The following is a 16,131-nucleotide window of genomic DNA, read 5'->3' on the forward strand; positions in this document are numbered from 1 at the left end:
TTCATTCCACGGGTTGCTTTTGCGCGGAGCGGTGGGGCAGGTAGCGCTTAGGCCGAAAATGTCGACCTGTTTGTGTGGGTCGGCCACGTAGGCGTACGGAACTAGCCCGCCAAGTAGCCCGATGGGGTCCTGCGAGATGTAGCCTCCTGTTTCCGGGTCGTAGTAGCGGAAGCGGTTGTAGCAAAGGCCCGTTTCCGTGTCCTCGTATTGGCCCTGGTAGCGGAAAGGGCAGGCGGCGCGGGTGCCTTCCAGCATGCGCACGCGGCCGTAGCTGCTGAGTTCGGCGTTCCAGGTTTGCTGGCCGCGCTCGTCCACCATTTCCAGGGGCGTGCCCAGGTAGTCGGTGAGAATGCTGTAGCGCTTTTGGCCGGCGAGTTTGGCCAAGGGGGCGAAGCTGTTTTCTTCGAAAAGCCAAGTAACAATGTCGTCCGTGTTGCGGCCGTCCAGCTCCAACTCGGTCCACTCGTGCAGCGGTTTGTTGCCGTCCCATACCCAGCGCGTGACCTTGCCCTTGTAGCGCTTGCAGATGCGACGGCCCAGCGCGTCATAAGCGAAAGCCACTATGCCGCCATCGGGACGCGTGACTTCGGCCAGCAGGCCCGCGCCGTTCCAGCGGTAGTGCCAGTGCTGGCCATTGGCCGTTTCCTTGTGCGTGATGTTACCCAGCTCATCGTATTGATACTGTGTGCCGTTGGCTTGGAGCAATTGCCCGGCGGGGCCGTACTGACGGTCTTGGCGGTCGGGGGTTTGGAAGAGGTTGCCCACGGCGTCGGGCAAACGCAATTCTTCTTCGCCGTCGGGGTACAGGGCCGCGCCGAGGGCGCCACGGGCATCGTGCGCGAAGCGGGTCGTGCCGGTCAAAGAGTCGATGAGTTCCGTGAGTTGGTCGGGACCCTGCCAACGGTGCTGGCGGCGGCGTTGCTGCCGGCCGGCGATAATTTGCTGGGTGACGGGGCGGCCCAGAGCGTCATGGTGCCAGCGGGTTTGCACGCCGTTGCCGAAGGTGCGCGCCACTTCCAGGCCTTGGGCGTCGTGCTCAAAGCGGGCTTTCCAGCCACTGGTGCGCATGCGAGCCACGGCGCCGTAGTCGTCGCGCTCGATGGCCAGAGCTGCGCCCAGCGACGACTGCAGAGCAATGCGCTGCCCGGCGCTGTCGTAGGCACTGCTCACGGTGTGTTGCCCTTGGGTTTCGTGTAGCACCTGGCCGAGCGAGTTTCGCTCCCACGTCACGGTAAGCTGCTCGTTGCGCGCTTCCAGCAGGGTGCCGTCTAAGCGGTAAGTGAAATGCTCCTGGCTGCCGTCGGGGTAGGTGGTGGCTGTGACGCGGCCGGCCGCGTCGTAGGCGTATTGCGTGGCTTGCTCGCCCGCCCACTGGGTGAGTACCTGCCCGGCGGCGTCGCGCTGGTAGCGGCGCAGCTGCCCGTCGAAACGGGTTTCGGCGATGATGTGACCGGCCGCATCCCGCGTGAATTGGTGGGTGCGGTCGTGTTCGTTGGTGATGCGGACGAGGCGGCCTTCGGTGTCATAATCGTAGCGCACCCGCGCGCCGGCTTCGGCACGGGAGGCCAGCCAGTCCAGGCCCGTGTACGTCAGGGTCACGTCCTGGTGGCTGTCTTGTGCGCGGAGAACGTTGCCCTCGGCATCGTAACTCAGTTGGCGCACGTTGCCGTCCGGCTCGTCCACCCGCCGCAATTGGCCCAACAGGTCGTAGTAGCGCCGCTGAACGTTGCCGCGGGCATCGGTCAGCGCGGTGGTGCGGCCCATGAAATCGTGTTGCCACGTGCGGCGCTGCCCGTCGGCTTGCAGGGTTTCCCGCAGGCTGTGCTGCTCGTCGTAAAATAGCATCGTGGGCTGGCCATACCCCGTGCCGATGGAGTGCAGCAACCCGTTGCGATAAGTGGAGTAAGTAACGAGACCAGTCGGCTCAACGCGTTGCACTTGGTTGCCGGCTTCGTCGTACGCCCAACGCCACTTGTTGCCCAGCGCGTCGGTGGCCCCTACGGGCAAGTCGTTTTCGTGCTCGGTTTGTATGTGGCTGCCATCGGGGTAGGCCACGGCGCTCAGGTTGCCGCGGCCGTCGTAGTCGTACACGGTGGTGTGGCCGAGTGGGCCGCGCTCTATTTCCAATTCGCCGTAGGCATTGTATACCTGCTGCTTGGTGTGGCCGAGCGGGTCAATAATCAGCGTAGCCAGCCCTTGTTGGTGGGAGTATTGCGTTGTGCCTCCCACCGAGTCGGTCACCAGAGTAAGGTCGTCCGCGGGGTAGCTGAGCCGGTTGTCGTAAATGCCGTCGTCGCCCCAGGTGCGCACGCACCGGGCGGTGTGGTCAGTGGCATCGTAGGTAAAATAAAAGTTGAGGCCCACGCGGTTGGTTTCCTGCACCAGCAAGTGGCCGTCGTAGCGGAAGTGCATGGCGTGGCCCAGTGCGTCGGCGGCTACGGTCAGGTTGCCGGCCTCGTCGTAGCTGTAGCGGGCCAGGGTAACGCGACCGGTGGCTTGGTCGGGCACGGGTCCCGTTATGCTTTCGATGCGCCCGTGAGCGTCGCTGCTAAAATCGAGGTGGCGGCCGGCGCTGTCCGTCATGGCTTGCAAGTGGCCCGCTTCGTTGTAGTGCAAGCGCAGGACAAACCCGTTGGCGTCTTCTACCGCCATCAACACCAGGTTGGCCTGAGCAGGGCGGGGCGCAAAGACGTACCACACCCGCTGGTTAATGTCCCACACGCGGTAGCGGTCAGCGGCGGTTTGCTCCACTTCCAGTTTCTCGGTGCGGTTGAAGCTTTTTTCGCCGTAAGCGGGTGCGGCGAACAGGGCCAAACGGCCATCGGCCATGCGCAAGGCGAGTTGGCCGTCCTCTTCCACGGCCAAAGCCATGTCGTAGCTGTGGTGCCAGCCGTGGCCCAAGGGCCCACGCCGCACCGAGCGCGAGTACCACGTCCGCTCCCATACCAACGGAATGGGGCCCGGCAAGAACAGGTCGGTTTGCTGGGTGAATACCATTCCGTTGGACACGTCCACGGGGTGACCCACCTCGGGGCATTTGCTGCGGCTGGCACAGCCTGGCACGGCATCGGCTGAGTTAGCAGCTTTGCTGGCATCGCCGGCCTTGTCGGCGGCGCGGGCGGCATCGGCCGCTTTATCGGCCCCAGTGGTCACTTTGCCTACCACGCCGGCTTTGCCCGCAGCATTCCCGGTTCTGCCGGCTTTACTGGCCAGGTTGGCCGCATCCAGGGCTTTGTCGGCTAAGCGGGCGGCATCCGCGGCTTTGTCGGCCAGGTTGGCCGCTTCGCCAGCTTTGCCTAGCAGGTTGGCGGCCGTGCCGGCTTTGCCGGCGGCGCCTACGGCCGTGCCGGCACCGCCCGTGCCCACCGCCATGGCCACCTCAAACGTGGCCCGACCGCCGATTTTACCCCAGTCGCGGGGCGACTGCTGGCTGGCCCAGTCTGAAGCGCCGTCCCAGGCATTGCCCCAGTTCTCGCCTTTGCTGGCCCAGTCGGCGGCGCCGCTGATGCCGTCGCCGGCCGCACTCGCGGCGCTCGACCAGTTCTCGCCTTTGCTGGCCCAGTCGGCGGCGCTGCTAGCGGCGTTGCCAACGGCCGTAGCCGTCTCCACCGGGTGCGTGACCGCGTGCCACCCGCCTTTGACCAAGCCCCACAGGCCTTCCACCATGCTTTTGCCGCCGGCGTACAGCCCTTCGGCCATGCCCATCTGGAAGCGGGCGTAGTCGCCGACCGGGCCCAGCGTGGCGAGGTATTCGTCGGCCTGGTCGAGCAGGCTTTTCTCGGGAGCAGGAGCGGGTGCGGCGGCCGCCATCGCCTCCGCCATCGAGAAGAAAATGCTGATGCGCCCGCCCAGGCTGCATTGCAGCTTGGAGTCTTCCAGCAGCAGGCGGTTGTTGCCCACCACTACATCGTTTTGCACCGGGTTCCAGAGCAGCGGAGCGGGCACGCAAGGCCCTTTCGTGATGGTGCACACGCCCATGGGCTTCACGTTCACCATCGGAATCTTGTCGGCTTCCGTGGCCAGGCTCTGGCCGTAGATGGACGTGTTGGCGTTGAAGGTGACAGTCAGCGCACTGGGCGTGACGCCCTTGTCGCAGGTAAGAAAAACGCCCGCCGGAACATATTTTTTTTCCATGTGCGTAGAGTCAGGAGCCGGACAATGAGGCCGAGGCCGGTGGATTACTGGAGGGAAGGAAGCGCTGCGGTTTTCAGAGTGCTCACTACTTGGGTTGAAAACACGCCCGGCACCCGGTAGTCGGTAAGTTGGGCGCCGAAGAGCAGCTCGTGCCGGTCATCAAATTCGTAGCTTTCTTGGTGGCGCGCCCGCAGGGTTGCATCCAGGTCAAACTGGTCGGTTATGGCGCGGGTAGCTTGCTGCAGGTCGTCGGCCCGGAACTCGGCTTCGTTTACCTGGCCTGTCACGTACACGCCGTAGGCCACGCCGGCCGGCACCGATTCGGTGCGTGCCGCAGCGGTGAGCAGTGGCAAATCCAGGTTGCCCAGAACGCGGGGAATCAGGCGCCGCCCCAAAGGCGCGGGCGTGGCGGTGTAGGCCCGGCCGTAGAGGCCCGGAAACAGCAAGCTGTACTCCGGCGAGGCATTCAGCACGTCTTCCAGGTAGCCATCCCCCTCTAGCACCAGCCCAATATTATTGATAATGCCGGGCGTGATGAACGGCGCATCCGTGTACTTGCGCAGCATTGATGGCCGCAGCTCTTCAAACCGTTGCTTCAACTGGCTTTTGTTCAGCACGCGGCGCAAGCGGCCCGCTTCGTCGGTTTCAACCACCAGTTCTTCCTTTAGCTTGGTCATGTCCTCGTCGAGGCGGTTGAGGCCACTGGTGTTGGTTTGGGTGAAGCTGCGCACGAGCAGCCGAAACACGTGCCCCTCGGAACCGGCGCGCAGCAGGGTCTTCTCAAACACCGTTTCGGCCGTGTTTTCGTAGGCCGTATTGCCCAGGTGATGAAATGTTTGGACGGTGACGGTGCACACCTGGTTGGCTGGCAGCGCTGGCGGCGCCAAAACGCCGAAAACCGGGGCAACGGGAGGGGAGAGCAGAGCCATAAGCAACGGTTAGGAGTTGACTTTGACCTTGCCGGCTTTGATGTCAACCTTCGAACCGCCGCTAATCATGAGCCCGTCGGTGGTGGTGATGGTTTTGCTTTTGGCTTTTAAATCCATTTTTTTGGTGGCATCGGCCGAGATGTTTTCCTTGGCATCCATCGAGATGTTTTCCTTGGCTTTCATGGTGATGCTCTTCGACTTCGACGACACGGTGAATTCCTCGTCCGCGTCCATCGAAATGGTTTTGGCGTGGAGCTTGATGCTGCCTTTGTCGCCCGCTTCCAGCGTGATGTTGGGGCTGAGCACCGTCACGGGGCCATTGCTCTTGATGGTGATGCTGCCGTCGCCCTGAAAGCCGACCTGCACGGCCGTGCCCTTGTTGTTGGAGTTAGAGAGCAGGATGGTTTGCGCCCCTTTTTTGTCCGACATCACCACCTTGTTGCCACCCGCCGTTTGCATGCCTTTGAGGTGGTTGGCTTCGGTGCTATACTTGGCCCCCTGCGGGTTTTGCGGGTGAAACAGGTTGCCCAGCACCACGGGGAACTCGGCCAGGCTGTGCTCGTAGCCCACCAGCACCTGCGAGCCCACCTCCGGCGTGAAGAGCTGGCCTTTGCCGTGGCCCGAATAGGGCGTGCTCACCCGTACCCACCCGGTTTCGGCGTCGGTGGGTTTCTCCACTGACCAGTAGTAGCGCACCCGAATGCGGCCGAGGTTTTGCGGGTCGGCCACGTCGATTACCTCGGCCAGCTCGGGCACGCCCATGGGGGGCTGCACCTCGGCGTTGGGGGCCGGATGCTCAGCCGAGTCCGGCAGGGCCACGAAGCTGTTCTGATACTGGTCGTCCTGCACCGAATGGGTGACTTCGCAGAGACGGTAGCGGCCGTAGTCGTGCTGGGCTTGCGCCGTCACGCCCTGCACGGCAATGACCTTTCCCACGCCAAAGCCTGTGTTTTCGCCGTTGCCTTGAAACGTTACCAAGCCGCTGACCTGATTTGCCTTCCACTCCTTAATGGCCGTGTTCAACTGGTTCTGGCTGCGCACGTGGCGGTTGGCAATGAAGCGCGCGGGCTGGGCAAACAATTCCTCCGACTGCTTCAGCGCAAAGGCGGCGAAGGGGTTGAGCTGACTCAGGGCCTGGCTGCTCGACGTGCCTTCGTAGGGGCGGTGGGCCAAGTAGTCGTAGCGGTTCATCGTAAACTTGGCCGGCAGCAACTCCACTGCCATCGAAAAGCCCTCGGCCCCCACCACCGTGAAGGGCAAGGCGGCGCCGTCGCTGGGCTTGCCCAGGCAAATGGCCTCGCCGTCGTAATAAAACCATTCACCGTAAGCGTCGGCCAATCGGCGCAAAAACACGTAGTTGCTCTCGCTGTACTGCACCGTGTACTTGACCGCGTCCTGGTGCTGCGGCTGAAGGGCGTTGTACGTCACGGCGTTTTTGGGGTAAGGCCGTAGCACTTCCGTAAAAATATCGCGCAGCCCTTTCTTCAGAAACGTGCGGCGCTGGGTGCCGTCTTCCAGCAAATACGTGGGACTGAATCCGCTTAGCACGAAGCTGTGCGCGAAATCGCCGGAGTTGGAAAGGGCAATGTGGGTGATGACGCCTTTAAACACCAGCGGCGGATGGGTCGTCACGACCCGCGGCGTGAGGGTAATGGAAATATTTTTCCCGCAGTATTTTTCGTGTGCCTGATGAAAAAAACCGTCGCTTCGTTCCTGCTCCAGCATCTCATAAGGCACCGCCACCTGGAAAGAATGGTGCGAAAACAACTCTTGCCGGATGGAAATGCTGTGGTAGTCAGTCAACGGCGAACTTCCATCAACGCTTATTTTTACGTCTACTGCAATAGCCATTACGAAGAGAGTCGTTAATTTATGAAAAAAGCACGCTTTAGCAGCCCCAGCTGAACTGTAGGAGCTTACGTATACGCAAAGTAGTAAAACAGTTCCCAATGCCCCCCAAACCCGCCGCTTTCGCTACCGACCAACAACGCCTTGCCCGCGCCGGGCGCCCCCGCCCGCTGCCGCCGCCCGCCATGGGCGACAAGACCAAGCTGAACCGTGTGGCCAGCACTAAAGCGGTGCCCAAGCCCGTGGTAATGAAGCAGAATACGCTTTTAATACGCGGCGGCAATGGCTCGCAGTGGAAAATTACGTTCGGCGATGGAAACAGCTTGAGCGTGGTGGACCTGACGCATTATCGGTTCAATCACGACATCGGCCACCGCCACATCGATTTAACCGGGGTTTTACCCGATTCCATTGGCCTTGATTTCAATGGCGGCGGTGCCTTCGGGCCAATTTCGGGTGTTGGAGGCGTCAATGTACTGTGGCACATGCGAGGCGAAACCAAGTGGTACGTTCCAGAAGTGCACGTATATTGGGGCGGTGCCCTGAGCACGGGCTGGGACGTTTCCAAAGTGACACCCGTGAAAAGCGCGGTTAGCGCGGCGGTCAGCGTTTCTATTTTTCTGGCTTGGGCCACTGAGTACGACACCCGAGGCGTTGGACGGCCTGCCAAAAGCGCTTGGGTGGCCAATGGCTTCAACTGGACGGGCTATTTCTATAGCGTGGGCGTCAGCATTCCCACCCCGTGGGGCTTCAATCTGGTGGGCAGTTATTTTTCCTCCGACATTCGTTCGATTCGGCACTTGGTCAACAAAAACCAACAGCCCACGACAACCACCGTGTGGTGGGGGGTCTCGCTGGGAGTGAGTTGGGGACTGCCTAAATCGGCCGCCATGCCCACGAGCTTGTTCGAAGCCGCTAAATTTGTCTTCAAGAAATCGTCGATGTCTGTTAGTAGGACGGAGTATGCTTTGGTCTACGGCAACGGCCAGGACTATAACGACAAACTGCCCGGCCGGCCAGACATCAGCGGCGTACAAGGGTTTCGAAAAGGAGAAGGCTTGTTCGACTGGCGTCTTGGCGTCAACCAAAACAATTATTAGGTTTCTGTTAAGCTTGCGCCCACCGCCATGGATTCCTCGTCCGCCTTGCCCATTGTCCTCCGCGTGGTCGTCCTCGTTGTGGTGGGAATCGTCATTTACAACTTCTTTTTCGCTGAGGCCGCGCCCAACCGGCAAGTCGTCTTCGTCAACCAAGAACTGGGAATAGCAGGCGAGGTGACGGGCTTTAATAAGGCGCGCGGCTACAAGATTTACATTAACTCTTCGGACACGCCCTACAATTTCGACCGCTTCGAGAACGCTCAAATTCAGCCCAACAACGGCCTCGGTTATTACCTTGAGCACGGCGATTCCCTCACCAAAAGCCCAAATTCGCCTATCGTCGTGGTCACGCGCAACGGGCAGGTGAGCGAATGGCACTTCGTGAAACCTGCCGCTCCGGCGCAATAGCCTGGGGCGGCCGGTGTAGCGAACGACTTACCGCCGTGCGGGCGCCCCACCCGGGCAACGACGTGCTGCGGAAGGAAAAGCCGCGCGTCTGAGTGGCCGGAGGAGTAAGCGTCGCATGGGCGTCTGATTAGCTCAGCGTGGTTGCCATTGAGACGGTTCAGCTAGAACGAATAGCAGGCAGTCCCAACTTACGTTGCCTATTACCGAAAAACCGAATTCTATCTGCGCTTCCGCCCGCCGCAAACATTCCACGCCGGCTTTCAAGGCCAGGTGGTGCACCAAGTAGCTGCCGGTGCCCGGCAAACCGACGCGGCTCGCGCGGAGGGGCATTTCGCCGGCCAGCGGGTTGAATCGGCCAATGCCAGTGCACGACTTGCGGCCAGCGCAGTCGCCTAATCTTCGTCGAAAAGCTGCACCTGGGTCTTGAGCAACGGAATCTGCTGCCGCTCGTTGCGCAGCGTCAGGCTGCCTTTCTTGAAAGCCTTGCTTACTTCGATGAAAAGCGTGATTGGGCTTTGGGGGTTGGCTTGGCTGAGCGTTTGGAAGGCGGCCATGGTTTCGGCTTCGTCGAAGGGGTTCAGCCGAATTTGGTGGCGGGCGCCGTGTTCGGTCTGTCCGTAGAGGTAGAGCTTGCGCGGCATCGCCTTGGGGCTGGGCTCTAATAGCTGCTGGCGGTAGGGGCCCAGGTCACGGCTAAGCGGGTCGCGCACGCGTTCGGCGTTCAGGTAGCGCAGGCTGTATTTGTAGAGGGTGAGCGGCTGGCTTATTTCTACTTTCCAGGGGTAACGGCGCAGGTACTGGTCCCACTTCTGCACGCCGAAGGTGCCGGCCGTGAGCTGCTGCTGCACGTCGGACGGCATCTGGGTGCGCACTTCCTGCAGCAGCTTGGCACGGTTGGCTGGGCCGTAAAACTGCTTAAAATCTACCGCCGATGGCTGGCCTTGAAAGCGGCCAACGAACGTCTGGTTGGTGCCGCCTAGCCAGAGCACCACTCCGCCCTTTGGAATGGTGCACACAATGAGGCTGGTGTAAGTGCCGTGCTGCTGCTTTTCGACGTCCCAATAACCTTGCTGGAGCAAGGCTTGAATTTCTTGCTGCGGCAAGGCAAAGTCACCCTCGTAAAACTGGTCTTCGGCGTACGAAAACCAGAGCATCCGCAGGCGCGTGGGCGCCGGCTGCCGTTCGTCGCCCACCGCCCACAGCGTGCCCGAGGCACCCCAGCTGCCTTCCAGTAAGTGGCCCGTGGGCACGGGGAGGGTTTTCCCGTCGGGGCGCATAAACTCGCCTGCGTGAATGGTGACAAAGTAGCCGTCGGCGGTGCAGGGAGCGGCCGCAAAGGCAAAATGTTCGGGTTGGTTCGGTTCCAAAGAATGCGGTTGGCTGCCTCCCACTGCGGCCAAGCCGAGCCAGCCGGCGAGGGAGAATAAACGCGGAGATTTAACCATAATGCTGACTGGGAATGGACCGATTCGGGACATTTGATTGCCAAAGAGCCTCAGTAGCCGAAAAACCGGACCTTAAGTTTTGACCAGGAGCAATCTCTTGCCTCCGGCGCCCAGCGACAGGCCGGCCGCGGTTGGGTTTTGGTTGAGCTCGACGTGGAGCATGGGCCCCTAGGCCGGGTACTGAGCGTATAAGGCTCGGAAGGCAGCTTAGGTTTTGGCTTCGCCGAAGGGCGAGATTTTCAGCAGTCGCTTGCGTCCGTAAGCACCCGTCAGGTAGAGCATGGCATTGCGCGGCACTGCCTTCCCTGATGGCGTCAGCAACTGCTGGGCGAAGGCTACCATGTTGGAGCTGAGGGGCAGGCCTGTGGCCTCGGCATTCAGGTAGCAAATGCCGTAATTGGCCAGCGTGACGGACTGGGAGAATTTGAGCTGCCACTGGTAGCGACGCAGGTACTCGCCCGAGAGGAAGTTGGCCCGCGAAAACGGGCATCGTTTCGTCGTCGGGGCGCACGAAGGCTCGGAACTGGATGGTCATCGGGTAGCCCTTGGCCGTGCACGGCCCAGTCGAGGGGCGAAAGGTTTCGGTTTAGTGAACCGGGGCATGGGACTTGCGACGCCAGTCCGCGCAGGCGACCAGCGGCAGATGTGAAGCAAACATGCGGGGGGCCGACACGGCTAGTCCTCGTTGAACACTTCAACCTTGGTCTTGGTAAGCGGAATCTGCTTGGCCTCGTTCTGGAGCGTCATGGTGGCTTTCTGGAAGGGTTTGTCAATCGTGAAAAGCAGCGTAATCGGGCTCTTGGGGCTGGCTGTGTGAAGGGCCCGGAAGGCGGCCAGCGTCTCGGCTTCGTCAAAGTCGCTGACCCGCACCTCGTATTGGGCGCCGTGCTCAGCCGTGCCGTGGAGGTAAAACCGGCGCGGCACGGGCTTAGGGGCGGGCGCGAGTACGAACTGACGGTAGGGTTCGAGGCCGTCGCGGGTGAGTGGGTTGAGGCGGCGCTCGGCGTTGACGCCATAGAAGGAATATTCGCGCAGGGCAAAAGGCACGTTGAAGGCGACTTGCCAGTTGTACGTTTTCAGGTACTCGTCCCACTGCTTCGTGCTGATGGTGCCGGCCTTGACTTCGACTTGCACCTTGGCCGGCATCTCTTCGCGCGTTTCCTTGACCATGCTCGTCCGCTCGGCGGGGCCATAGTAGTCTTGGTACTCGGCGGGGGAGGGCTGGAATTCCTGGGCCTGGTAGCGGCCGACCAGTACTTGGTTGCCGCCCGTGAGCCAGACCACGACCACGCCCTTGGGCAGCACGCACACGGTGAACGTGTGGTAAGTGACGGCCTTGTTTTTTTCCAGGTCCCAGGCGCCCTGCTTGAGCAGGGCGTGGAGCTTTTCCTGGGGCAGGGCGAACTCGCCCCGATAGAACTTGTCCTCGGCGTACGAGAACCAGCGTGCGGTGAGCCGCTCGGGCACGGCCTGGAACTCGTCGCCCACGGCCCACACCGTGCCCGAGGCCCCCCAGTTGCCGCGCAACGTGTGGCCGCTGGGCACGGGAAAACCGGTGCCCTGCGAGTTGATGAAGCTAGCGCTCTGGATGGTGACCCAATAATCGTCGGCCGCGCAGGGCCCGGCCGTTAGGCGGAACTTCTCGGTTTGGTACTTGTGCATGCGAGGGCGGGGGGAAGAGTGCGTGGGGTGGACTGGCCGCAGGCGGTGGGCACCTGGCCCAGACCAGCCAGTAGGGTCAGGCGAAAAAGCAGAGCAAAGCGCATGGGCGGGCAGCGTTAGCCGGGAAAGATGAGGCGTTTGGGGCGGTTCTTTTCGTCGCGGCGCTCGCCCATGCCCACGCGGTCGAGGCCGTCGGCTAGGCCCTGCAGGCCGATGCTGGCCGAGCGGCGGCGTAGGTAGCAGTGGCGCAGCATCACGGCCTGCCCCGGCGTGAGGGCCAGGGCCGCCACCTGCGCGTTGGGCGGTATTTGGCTCCACTCGTCGTCCAGCACCAGCGCGTGCCGCCCACTTGACCCGTGCATCAGACCGACTCCCGATAATTCAATAGCTGGAGAGTCTACTTTACGTCAAAGAACTGAACGGTGCTCTTAACCAGCGGAATGAACTCGCCACCGGCCTGCAGGGCCACGGTGGCCTGGGTTAGGCGTTCGTCGTGGTCCACGTATAGGGTGAGGGGCTCTTGCGGGTACTTGGCGTGCAATGTTTGGAAGGCCCGCAACGTCTCGGCTTCGTCGAAGGGGTCGATGCGCAGCTGACGCTTGCGCCCGTATTGCCCTCGCACGAACAGGTAAAGTTCGCGCGGCACGGCCTTGGCCTCGGCTGACAGCAGCTGCTTCCGGAAGGGCGTATGGTTCAAGTCCTGGTCGGCGCCGCGCGGGTCGGGAGCGTCGGGGTAGTTCGTGCGTTCGGCCGAAAAGTAGTCCACGCCATAGTCGTAGAGTTGCACTGGGTGGCGAAAGGCCAGCTTCCAGGAATATTTAGTTAAGTAGCCGTCCCACGGCTTGGCGCTGACGGTGCTGGCCGCCACGCGCGCCTGGGCTTCGGGCGGCATTTGGGCGCGCACTTCCAGCACGAGTTCGGTGCGGGTGGTGCCCGGGTTGAACAAGCCAAAATCGAAGCTCGTCTCGGTGGCTTGGTAGCGTCCGACCAGCACTTTGTTGCCTCCGCTTAGCCACAAGGCCACCCCGCCCGTGGGCAGCAGGCACACAGTCAACTGCGTGTAGGTGGCGTGCTGCTGGGTGCGGGTGTCCCAAAAGCCGGTTCTCAGCAAAGCCTGCATGCGCTGCTGCGGCAAGAGAAAATGCCCTTCGTAAAACTTGTCGTCGGCGTACGAAAACCACAGCAGTTCCAGGCTGTCCGGGGCCGGCACGAGGCCGCCGGGCATGCCCGTGCCCGAGGCGCCCCAACTGCCGGTGAGTAGCTGGCCGGAGGGCACGGGCAAAATGTCGCCGGAAGGCAACACGAAGTTGCCGCGGTAAATGGTGGCGGGGTAGCCGTCGGGCACTGCCGGTCCGGCGGCAATTTCAAAAAGGTCGGTTGGTGGGTTCACAGCGGGCGTATCGGGCGTGCTTTGCCGGCAGGCCGGCAGGAGCAGCGTAGCCAACAGGCAGGCAATAAGGAAAGGAAGGCGAAGCATGGTGGGATGGGGCGGGGGATAGGGGCGGTTAGCCCACGATGCGCTGGCGCCGGACGCGTTGCGTGGTCTCGTCGCGCAGGGCCCCCAGTCCCAGCTCGCTACTGGCTGAGCGGTGCAGGTACTTGTTGCGGACCCCGACAGAAATGGGGTCTGCTCCTAATACAAAGGCGGCGCGGGCCGGCGGATGGTATCGGCCGAGGGCGGAATCCTTCAGCCGGCGCGCCAGCATAACCAAATCCGCGGGCACGTTGTAGCGCCTGAACTGCGCCTCCGTGAACACGGCGTTGTTCTCGTCCACCTGCGCCAGTTGCAGGCCCAGGCCGCTCTTGGTGGCCAGCAACACCATCACTAGCAGTGAAATAAATTGGTAATGGTGGTGCACGTTGCGCTTGCCCACGATGCGGTGAATCACGCGCATGTTGTCCGTTTTGGAGTAGACGTACTGGGGCTCGTCCACAAGTTGGGCACGGGTGTACCAGCCGTCGCGCACGAGCTGGGCCCGTTCCTGGTCGTTATAAAACTCACGCCGCTCCGTTTCTATTTCCTTGTATCCGCCCCCAATGTCGGAGTGTGCACCCGGTATAGTGTATTCGTAGCCAATGCCGGCGGCAATCGAACTTTGGATGTTGGTGGAAGGAAAGTTGAGGCGGTACTCGTCGCCGGCCACTAAATGCACTACCCGCTTGGCGTTGCCACCAATGGCCAAGCCCAGTTCGGCCACGTCGTTGCTGAATTCCCGAGAAGGCTGGGAGCCCAGGTGGCCCATGGCCCGGCCCAGGTTGCCGGTTTTGGCGGGCGTGTTGTCGTAGGAAGAAACGGTGTCGAAAAGCCCTACGAACTTAATGGTGACCCGTGCCGTGGGCTGGCCCGGCCACGTCTGGAGCGCCGCGCGACGTGACACAAAGTGCCGAGCCGCGGCCGACCCCCGGCTAAAGCCAAAAACATCGACCACAATCTCCCCGATTTGCTGCTTCTTGGGATTGAAAGGCAGCGCCGCGATTGCGTTGCGCAAAAATCCTTAGCCCCTTGGTCACTTTGTTGGTAATGCCGGTGGGGCCCGAGCCAAACGCATAGCCCTGCTGGTCTTCGGCATAGTAGGTGGAGGAAGTCACGTTGCCGTTCACCGCGGACGTGTAGTTGGTGCCGGCTCCTTCCACGTACACCGATACTTCAAACTTTGCGGGGATGCGCCGCTTGTTCATTTCCTCCATGATGGAAACGTTCGAGTAGAAGTTGGTGTAGCTGTCGCTGGTGCCAAACCGTTGCACAATTTGCTGGGCTTTCGCCGTTTTCAAACGGGCAAGGGTGCTGTTGTACCGGTTGTTGCGTGTGCCGTCAAAGAAAATAGCGGCGTACACGGTGATGCGTTCGAACCCGTCCGGGCTGAGCGGCGGGCCCACTTTTCCCTTGCCTCGGCCCGGTTGTTTGATGTTGGTTAAGCGGGTGTGTCCAGTAGCAGCCATGAAGAAAAGAGTGGAACGGCAAACAAAGGAGAATGCTAGTGCGGGGCTAGGCCGCGTCATCGTTAAACAGCAGCGGGCATAGGTTCATCAAGGTAGTCCGCACGGCTTCGGCCTGGGCAGGCGCGGGGGTGCCGGGCACTGCAATTTGTAAGGTGTTGACGATGCTGATTTTGCCGCCCACCGCGCACATGATAGTGCTTTTTTCAAGCAGCGGGTGGCTGGCAGGGCTCAGCACCTGCACCAAATCGAACACGTCCTGCCAAAGCAACGGCGCGGGCACGCAAGGGGTGTTGTTTTTGAGCGCACAGGTTCCAAAGGGAATGAAGGTTTTATCCAGGCTGGTGGCTAATTTCTCTTGTAGGTAGTTGCTTTGGTGGCTCGTCACGCGCAACGGGCTAGGTACCGTGCCCTTGTCGCAGCGGCAAATGGCGCCATCGCACACAAGTTCTTGTCCAATCTGGCTCATAGGCGGGTGAGAAGGAGAGTGTATTCTTTGTTGTATTGCTCGGCCAAGCGAGCGTACACCGTCATTTCGACGCGCTCGGGCAGTCCGGTGGCTTCAGTTAGCACGTACGTGGCTTGATAGCCAAAATGCGCCGCCAGCGCTGCATCGACGGGCGCGCTCGGCCTCACTGCAGCCAGTGCGCTTGCGATGTGCTGCGTAATGGCCGGTACGTCGGTGCGTTGGGAATCGAGCGTGCCGCGCACCACTAACGTGGTCAGGCTTGGTGCTTCGGTGGAAGTGTGCGTGAGCTGCTCCGAAAAGCTTAGCGCAAAATTCTCGAAAAAGCGAGGAAACGTGCGCCCGGCATCGTCGATGGGCGGCGTTTTTAGTAACGTGAATAAAGTGAGGTAGAGGTAATCGAACTGCAAGGAATTTAACAGGTTGCTAGGGGCTCGTACCTGCTGGTCGAGGTATATAATCAGGTAGCTCGTAATTTCGTCGTCCGGACTGCTTATGCGGCGCAGGTCGGTTTTCAATTCCTCCCACCGGTGTTGCACGGCTTCAGCGTTGAGCAGCGCCAGGGGCTGGCCCAGGGGCCCCACTTCCACCACCCATTCGTAGAGCACCGCCAACCGCAGGGCTAGCTCTTCGAGTGGCTCCGGGCCGTCTTTTTGCAGGAACGGCGGCGTTACCCGTAACTCCACTTCGTGATGATGGCCCCGCAGCCGGGCCACGAGAGCAATTTCTTTCGTTATCGTCGTCGTGTGGTACTCGCCTAGCTTGTACTCTTCCCACGTGGCAGCAGCCCGAAATGCGGCGTTCGCCGGCATACTCACGCGCGGCCACTTGGCAACCGGCTGGTCAAAGGAAGCAGGGAAAGCGTTGGGCAGAACCGCCATAGAAAAACGGGGAATCAAATTAAGGAACTGCCGACGTCCCCTTGGGCTCTTAGCTGGCCTAAGGGGACGTCGGTTAGGTTAGGCTTTGCTCCATTTGATGTCGCTGCCTAGTATTTTGGCCACGGCACCAGCGGCTATTTCTATGTCATCGGCGGCTTTCACCACCACTTTTTTGCTGCCGGCTTTCAAATGCAAGTCTTCCTTCACCGCCGTGAGGGAGAGCTCCTTATTGGCGCGAACGTACACGCCGTCTTGCTCTGTCTCGACCATGATATTTTTCTTGGCCGCCAGCGTAATGTCCTCCCCGGCGCGCATCGAAAT

Annotated in this window: 15 protein-coding genes; 2 read left to right on the plus strand and 13 right to left on the minus strand. The window is 61.3% G+C overall.

Annotation, left to right across the window (positions count from 1 at the left end; all coding sequences use genetic code 11):
* The 3 genes from VF629_RS04765 to VF629_RS04775 form a co-directional block, all read right to left on the minus strand.
* A partial coding sequence (locus VF629_RS04765; RefSeq protein ID WP_331057310.1) for a DUF6531 domain-containing protein occupies nt 1-4,134 on the minus strand: 4,134 nt, incomplete at its 3' end.
* 44 nt (nt 4,135-4,178) lie between these two features.
* Nucleotides 4,179-5,063, minus strand: a complete 885-nt coding sequence (locus VF629_RS04770) for a hypothetical protein (protein WP_331057311.1) — start codon at nt 5,061-5,063, stop codon at nt 4,179-4,181.
* 9 nt (nt 5,064-5,072) lie between these two features.
* Nucleotides 5,073-6,914 (minus strand): type VI secretion system Vgr family protein, encoded by a 1,842-nt coding sequence (locus tag VF629_RS04775; RefSeq protein WP_331057312.1) that lies wholly within the window; start codon nt 6,912-6,914, stop codon nt 5,073-5,075.
* Between the two features lie 98 nt (nt 6,915-7,012).
* On the opposite strand from VF629_RS04775, the gene VF629_RS04780 reads away from it, so the two are divergent.
* Both VF629_RS04780 and VF629_RS04785 read left to right on the plus strand, forming a co-directional pair.
* The gene (locus VF629_RS04780; protein WP_331057313.1) at nt 7,013-8,011 is read left to right on the plus strand and encodes a hypothetical protein; all 999 of its coding nucleotides are present in this window, start codon (nt 7,013-7,015) and stop codon (nt 8,009-8,011) included.
* 27 nt (nt 8,012-8,038) lie between these two features.
* Nucleotides 8,039-8,419 (plus strand): hypothetical protein, encoded by a 381-nt coding sequence (locus VF629_RS04785; RefSeq protein WP_331057314.1) that lies wholly within the window; start codon nt 8,039-8,041, stop codon nt 8,417-8,419.
* Nucleotides 8,420-8,811: 392 nt separating this feature from the next.
* Here the strand turns inward: VF629_RS04785 and VF629_RS04790 are convergent, their stop codons facing one another.
* The 10 genes from VF629_RS04790 to VF629_RS04835 all read right to left on the minus strand — a co-directional run.
* Nucleotides 8,812-9,786, minus strand: a complete 975-nt coding sequence (locus VF629_RS04790) for a DUF2931 family protein (protein WP_331057315.1) — start codon at nt 9,784-9,786, stop codon at nt 8,812-8,814.
* A 285-nt stretch (nt 9,787-10,071) separates the two neighbouring features.
* Nucleotides 10,072-10,206 carry a hypothetical protein gene (locus VF629_RS04795; RefSeq protein ID WP_331057316.1) on the minus strand — a complete coding sequence of 45 codons (135 nt, stop codon included), beginning with the start codon at nt 10,204-10,206 and terminating at the stop codon, nt 10,072-10,074.
* A 333-nt stretch (nt 10,207-10,539) separates the two neighbouring features.
* Nucleotides 10,540-11,526 carry a DUF2931 family protein gene (locus VF629_RS04800; protein ID WP_331057317.1) on the minus strand — a complete coding sequence of 329 codons (987 nt, stop codon included), beginning with the start codon at nt 11,524-11,526 and terminating at the stop codon, nt 10,540-10,542.
* Between the two features lie 116 nt (nt 11,527-11,642).
* Entirely contained in the window at nt 11,643-11,888 is a 246-nt protein-coding gene (locus tag VF629_RS04805) for a hypothetical protein (RefSeq protein WP_331057318.1), read from the minus strand.
* Nucleotides 11,889-11,923: 35 nt separating this feature from the next.
* On the minus strand, nt 11,924-13,003 hold the full coding sequence (locus VF629_RS04810; RefSeq protein ID WP_331057319.1) for a DUF2931 family protein: 1,080 nt from the start codon (nt 13,001-13,003) through the stop codon (nt 11,924-11,926).
* A gap of 28 nt (nt 13,004-13,031) precedes the next feature.
* Entirely contained in the window at nt 13,032-14,015 is a 984-nt protein-coding gene (locus tag VF629_RS04815) for a phospholipase effector Tle1 domain-containing protein (protein ID WP_331057320.1), read from the minus strand.
* Nucleotides 13,933-14,466 (minus strand): hypothetical protein, encoded by a 534-nt coding sequence (locus VF629_RS04820; RefSeq protein WP_331057321.1) that lies wholly within the window; start codon nt 14,464-14,466, stop codon nt 13,933-13,935. The genes VF629_RS04815 and VF629_RS04820 overlap by 83 nt, the downstream gene beginning before the upstream one ends.
* A 46-nt stretch (nt 14,467-14,512) precedes the next feature.
* Nucleotides 14,513-14,932: a DUF4280 domain-containing protein gene (locus tag VF629_RS04825; RefSeq protein WP_331057322.1), complete on the minus strand. Its 420-nt coding sequence runs from the start codon at nt 14,930-14,932 to the stop codon at nt 14,513-14,515.
* Nucleotides 14,929-15,810 (minus strand): hypothetical protein, encoded by an 882-nt coding sequence (locus VF629_RS04830; protein WP_331057323.1) that lies wholly within the window; start codon nt 15,808-15,810, stop codon nt 14,929-14,931. The genes VF629_RS04825 and VF629_RS04830 overlap by 4 nt, the downstream gene beginning before the upstream one ends.
* 78 nt (nt 15,811-15,888) lie before the next feature.
* Nucleotides 15,889-16,131 (minus strand): hypothetical protein (locus tag VF629_RS04835; protein ID WP_331057324.1); only part of this gene is annotated, 243 nt, incomplete at its 5' end.

It is taken from the genome of Hymenobacter sp., assembly GCF_036388155.1.
Taxonomy (GTDB): Bacteria; Bacteroidota; Bacteroidia; order Cytophagales; family Hymenobacteraceae; genus Hymenobacter.